Genomic DNA, 4,695 nt, shown 5'->3' on the forward strand with positions numbered 1-4,695 from the left:
CCGGCCTCGTGGCGCCGAGCAACAAGTGGTTCTCCCTGGCCGCCGTCGACGGGCCCGACTTCGGCTACCTCACGGTGCGCCGCACCTCCGACGAGAACCAGGTCGAGTACGGCGCTCACGCCCTCGGGCCCCGTGCAACGGACCACCAGAGACCTCACCAGAGCCGCCGTCTCCGGCTGGCTCGGCACCGCCATGGAGTTCATGGACTTCCAGCTCTACTCGCTGGCCGCGGCGATCGTCTTCAACAAGATCTTCTTCCCCGACGTCAGCCCCGCCATCGGCCTCATCGCCGCCATGGCCACCTACGGCGTCGGCTACGTGGCCCGCCTCGCCGGCGCCGTCTACTTCGGCCGGATGGGCGACCGGCTCGGCCGCAAGAAGGTCCTGGTCATCACCATCGTCATGATGGGCGTCTCCACCACGCTCATCGGCGCCCTGCCCACCTACGCCTCCATCGGCATCCTCGCCCCGATCCTGCTGGTCGCGCTGCGCCTCGTCCAGGGCTTCGGCGCCGGCGCCGAGATCGCGGGCGCCACCGTGATGCTCGCCGAGTACGCCCCCGCGCCCCGCCGCGGACTGGTCGCCTCGCTCGTCTCCCTCGGCACCAACTCCGGCACGCTCGCCGCCTCCGGACTCTGGGCCATCCTGCTCGCCGTCCTCAGCGAGGACCAACTCCTCTCCTGGGGCTGGCGACTCCCCTTCCTGCTCAGCTTCCTGCTGCTGATCTTCGCCGTGTGGCTGCGCCGCAGCCTCAAGGAGAGCCCGGTCTTCGAGGAGCGGCCCGACGTCGTGGACGGCGTGGCCATGACCCGCGGCGAACTCGAGGACACCGCGAAGCAGGAGCCCGCCGGCGGCCTGGAGGTCGGCCTCAAGCAGCGCAAGGGCAAGGCGTTCTTCGTCGCCCTCGGCCTGCGCTTCGGCCAGGCCGGCAACTCCGGCCTGGTGCAGACCTTCCTGGTCGGCTACATCGCCACCAACCTGGACTTCGAACGCTCCGTGCCCACCGACGCCATCCTCTACGGCTCGCTGCTCGGCTTCCTCACCGTGCCCGTGGTCGGCATACTCGGCGACCGCTTCGGCCGCCGCCCGATGTACATCGCGCTCACCCTGCTCACCATCGTCACGGCCTTCCCCGCCATGCTGCTCATCGCCCACGGAGGCGCGGCCGCGGTGATGCTCGGCATGATCGTCGCGCTCAACGTCGGCGTGCTCGGCCTGTTCTCCCTGGAGAGCGTCACCATGGCCGAACTCTTCGGCTCCCGCACCCGCTTCACCCAGCTCGCCGTCGCCAAGGAGATCGGCGGCGTGCTCGCCACCGCCATCGGCCCGGTCCTCGCGGCCACCCTGACCGCCGTCACCGACAGCTGGTGGCCCATCGCCGGGATGCTCGTCGTCTACTCGCTGATCACCCTGGTCTCCGCCGTGCTCGCTCCCGAGACCCGGGGGCGCGACCTGGTCCGACTGGAGGACGCCCTGTGAGAGCGGTCGTCGTACACGGCCCCGGCGACGTGCGGATCGACGAACGTCCCGACCCGGTGCCCGGGCCCGGCGAGGTCCTGATGGCCATGGAGTGGGGCGGCGTCTGCGGCTCCGACGTGTCGTACTTCCGACACGGCGCGTCCGGCACCGCCCGGCTCGTCCACCCGCTGGTGCTCGGCCACGAGGTCGCCGGCCGCATCGCCGCCCTCGGCCCCGGCGTCACCGGGCCCGCCGAGGGGCAGCCGGTCACCGTCCACCCGGCCGAGCCGGTCGGCGACGAGCCGCTGCCCGAGCGGATCGCCGGGCGCACCAACCTGCACGCCCGGGTGCGGTACTTCGGCTCGGCCGCCTTCGACCCGCACACCGACGGCGGGTTCAGCGAGTACCGGGTGGTCCGCGCCCACCAGATCCGGCCGCTGCCGGACGGCGTCACCACCGAACACGGCGCGCTCGCCGAGCCGTTGGCCGTCGCCCTGCACGCCGTGCGCCGCGCCGGGGCGCTGCGCGGTCGGACCGTCCTCGTCAACGGCGCGGGTCCGATCGGCTCGCTGGTCGTCGCCGCCGCCCGCCACCTGGGCGCCGGCACGATCATCGCCGCCGACCTCGCCGCCCCCCAACTCGCCGTCGCCCGCGCCATGGGCGCCGACGAGACGCGCGACCTGTCCCGCGGCGAACCGCTCCCCGACGACGTCGAGACCGTCTTCGAGGCGTCCGGCGCGCCCGGCGCCCTCGGCGCGGTCCTGCTCGCCACCGCACGCGGCGGCACCCTCGTCCAGGTCGGCAACCTGCCGGGCACCCCGGCGCCGGCCACCCTCGGCTCCCTGGTCACCAGGGAGATCACCTGGATCGGCTCGTACCGCTTCGTCGACGAGATCGACGACGCGCTGCGCGCCATGCGGGACGGGCTCGACGTCTCCCCGGTCATCACCCACCGGTTCGCCATCGAGGACGCCGCGCGCGCCCTGGCCGTCGCCGCCGACCCGGATCACGCGGCCGGCGGCAAGGTGCTGCTGCGCCTCGGCCCGGGGGGATCCCGATGACCGACGGCCCTCCCGACGTCGTCTGCGTCGGCGAGACCATGGCGGTGCTCGCCCCCTCCGACGGCCGTCGGCTGGCCGAGGCCGGGGCCCTGGCGCTGGCCGTCGGCGGCGCCGAGTCCAACGTGGCCTGCGGCCTCGTCGGCCTCGGCCACCGCGCCGCCTGGGTCGGGCGGGTCGGCGACGACCCGCTCGGCCGGCGGATCCTCGCCGAACTCCGCGCCCGCGGCGTCGACGTCGACGGCGTCACCACCGACCCCGACCGCCCCACCGGTCTCTACCTCAAGGACCCGGGCCCCGAGGGGACCCGCGCCCACTACCACCGCGCCGGCTCGGCCGCCGCCGCGATGGGCCCGGAGTCCGCCGAACTCCCCGCGCTGCGCGGCGCCAGGGCGCTGCACGTCACCGGCGTCACCGCCGCGCTCTCCGACGGCTGCGCCCGGCTCGCGACCACGCTGGTGGCCCGCCGTACCATCGGCGGGCCCGTCGTCTCCTTCGACGTCAACCACCGGCCGGCGCTCTGGCGAGGCCGCCCCGAGCCGGCGGCGTCCGCGCTGCTCACCCTGGCGAGGGCCGCCGACGTGGTCTTCGTGGGCCGGGACGAGGCCGAGGCCCTCTGGGGCACCGCCACCGCCGACGAGATCCGCCGACTGCTGGCGCCCGCCCCGCTCATCGTCGTCAAGGACGCCGAACACGGTGCCACCTCCTTCGCGGACGACGTGGCCACCTTCGTCCCGGCCCGCCGCGTCGACGTCGTCGAACCCGTCGGCGCCGGCGACGCGTTCGCCGCCGGCTACCTGGCCGCGCTCCTCGAAGGCCGCGACCCCACCGCCAGGCTGCGGCTCGGCCACCTGGCCGCCGCGGCCGCCCTGCGCACCGCGGCCGACGTCCCCACCCTGCCGCCACGGACCGAACTCGACCGCCTGCTCGCCCTCGACCCCGCCACCTGGAGCACCCGGCCATGACGACCACCGAGCCGCCCGGCGCGCTCGCCCCCCTCGCCGCCGACCGCGTCATCGCCGTCGTCCGCGCCCCCGAGATCCCGGACGCCGCCGCGCTCGCCGCCGCGCTGCTCGCCGGCGGCATCCGCTGGATCGAGTTCACCTACACCACGCCGGGACTCGCCGGACACCTGCGGCGCGCGGTCGCCGAGGCCGGCGACGCCGTCGTCGGCGCCGGCACGGTGCTGACCGCCGAACAGGCCGAGCGCGCCATCGAAGCCGGCGCCCGCTACCTGGTCACCCCCGGCTGCCGCCCCGCCGTCGCCGAGGCCGCCGCCGCCTCCGGCGTGCCGGTCGTGATGGGCGCCCTCACCCCGACCGAGGTCGGCCACGCCCTCGACCTCGGCGCCGCCGCCGTGAAGATCTTCCCCGCCCACACCTTCGGCGCCCGCCACCTCAGGGACCTCGCCGGCCCCTTCCCCGGCACCCCCCTGGTGGCCTCGGGCGGCGTCAACGCCGGCAACGCCGCGTCCTTCCTGTCCGCCGGCGCGCTGGCCGTCTGCGCCGGCTCCGACGTCGTCCCACCGGCCGCCGTCGCCGCCGCCGACTGGCGCACCGTCACCGCGAACGCCCGCGCCTTCGTCCAGGCCCTCTGAGCCCCCCGAACCCGTGGCGGCGACGGCGTCCTCCCGGGTACGCTCCGGGCCGTGAGGTGACTCCCCGACGGCGCGGCCCCGCCGCGCCGCCACCGTGGTCCGTACGACTCCCGAGCCCGGAGCGCCTCCCCGCCATGCCGACCCCACTCGACGCGGCCGCCGTCACCGCGGCCCTCGCCACCCACTGGCACCTGTCGGACCCCGAGGTCACGCCCCTGCCGGGCGGCATGAACTCCGCCACCTGGCAGGTGCGGCACGGCGCCGACCGCCGGGTCGCCAAGGCCGTGCCGCACGACCCGTCAGACGACCGGTTCCACCACGGGTTGCGCCTCGCCGCCCGGACGGAACACGCCGGCCTGCCGTCCGGCGCCGCCGTCCCCACGGCGGCCGGCGCCCCGACCGTCGCGGTCGCGGGCCACCACCTCGCCCTGCTGCGCTGGGTCGAGGGCCGCACCCCCGACCCCGCCGACCGGCACGACCTCGCGCTGGTCGGCGCCACCCTCGGCCGGGCCCACCGGCTCCTCGGCACCGAGCCGGTCGACGCCGCCGAGGCCCGCGCCACCTACGACCCGCTCGCCGCCC

The 4,695-nt window shown here is 76.0% G+C and carries 5 protein-coding genes; all 5 read left to right on the forward strand.

Going from position 1 to position 4,695, the window contains the following annotated elements; all coding sequences use genetic code 11:
• Nucleotides 1-132 precede the first annotated feature (132 nt).
• The gene (locus E1283_RS32130; protein ID WP_165956323.1) at nt 133-1,479 is read left to right on the forward strand and encodes an MFS transporter; all 1,347 of its coding nucleotides are present in this window, start codon (nt 133-135) and stop codon (nt 1,477-1,479) included.
• Nucleotides 1,476-2,519: an L-idonate 5-dehydrogenase gene (locus E1283_RS32135; RefSeq protein ID WP_132821690.1), complete on the forward strand. Its 1,044-nt coding sequence runs from the start codon at nt 1,476-1,478 to the stop codon at nt 2,517-2,519. Before E1283_RS32130 ends, E1283_RS32135 begins: the two co-directional genes overlap by 4 nt.
• Entirely contained in the window at nt 2,516-3,481 is a 966-nt protein-coding gene (locus E1283_RS32140) for a sugar kinase (protein ID WP_132821691.1), read from the forward strand. The genes E1283_RS32135 and E1283_RS32140 overlap by 4 nt, the downstream gene beginning before the upstream one ends.
• A complete protein-coding gene (locus E1283_RS32145; protein WP_132821692.1) occupies nt 3,478-4,113 on the forward strand; it encodes a bifunctional 4-hydroxy-2-oxoglutarate aldolase/2-dehydro-3-deoxy-phosphogluconate aldolase in 636 nt (211 codons plus the stop codon). Before E1283_RS32140 ends, E1283_RS32145 begins: the two co-directional genes overlap by 4 nt.
• A gap of 134 nt (nt 4,114-4,247) precedes the next feature.
• Nucleotides 4,248-4,695 (forward strand): phosphotransferase (locus tag E1283_RS32150; RefSeq protein ID WP_165956324.1); only part of this gene is annotated, 448 nt, incomplete at its 3' end.

The organism is Streptomyces hainanensis, assembly GCF_004348415.1.
GTDB lineage: Bacteria > Actinomycetota > Actinomycetes > Streptomycetales > Streptomycetaceae > Streptomyces > Streptomyces hainanensis.

What these genes read in the sequence shown, in the direction of transcription:
- E1283_RS32145 (WP_132821692.1), top strand. Translation starts at nt 3,478, where the DNA reads ATGACGACCACCGAGCCGCCCGGCGCGCTCGCCCCCCTCGCCGCCGAC.
- E1283_RS32140 (WP_132821691.1), top strand. Translation starts at nt 2,516, where the DNA reads ATGACCGACGGCCCTCCCGACGTCGTCTGCGTCGGCGAGACCATGGCG.